The 543-nt window shown below is 48.3% G+C and carries 1 protein-coding gene and 1 pseudogene; one reads left to right on the top strand and one right to left on the bottom strand.

What is annotated here, in order from left to right:
- Window positions 1-182: pseudogene (locus ACTHUM_RS18325) on the top strand (hydrogen peroxide-inducible genes activator); the annotation flags it as partial.
- Window positions 183-245: 63 nt separating this feature from the next.
- Here ACTHUM_RS18325 and ACTHUM_RS18320 read toward each other — a convergent pair.
- Entirely contained in the window at window positions 246-458 is a 213-nt protein-coding gene (locus ACTHUM_RS18320) for a glycine zipper 2TM domain-containing protein (RefSeq protein WP_003684747.1), read from the bottom strand.
- Window positions 459-543: the final 85 nt, after the last annotated feature.

Below are 543 nucleotides of genomic sequence, written 5' to 3'. Positions count from 1 at the left end.
CTACCGCATTGACCGAAAACGACCACATGCTTTTCAGCATTATCCCGTTTGAAGGTACTGCACCGCACCGCCGTGTCGTTTTGGCCTATCGCCGCAACTTTGTCCGTCCGAAAGCACTGACTGCTTTGCGCACTGCCATTTTGCAATCGCAACTGACCGGTGTAACGTTCGTCAACGAATAAACCGCAAAACAAAAGGCCGTCTGAATGTTCAGACGGCCTTTTTATTTTTAACCGAATAAAGGATTAGTAGCGGGTATGAACCTGACTGCCGATAACGCCACCCAAAGCCGCGCCACCCAAGGTAGAACCGGTATCGCCACCAATCAAGTTACCTGCCACGCCACCCAATACCGCACCAGCAGCAGTGTTGCGTTGGGTTTGGGTCATATTGGCACATGCACCCAAAGAAGCGGCCAGCATGATCAAGGTCACAGTTTTTGCAAAAGTTTTCTTCATGGTTTGATTCTCCATCAGGGGTTAAGCTGTATATGGAGCAGTATGGCACAACCTTTCATTAATATATTTTCTGATAAGTAAAGAC

The organism is Neisseria sp. P0021.S006 (assembly GCF_051956895.1).
This window is presented reverse-complemented; position numbering and strand designations above follow the sequence as displayed.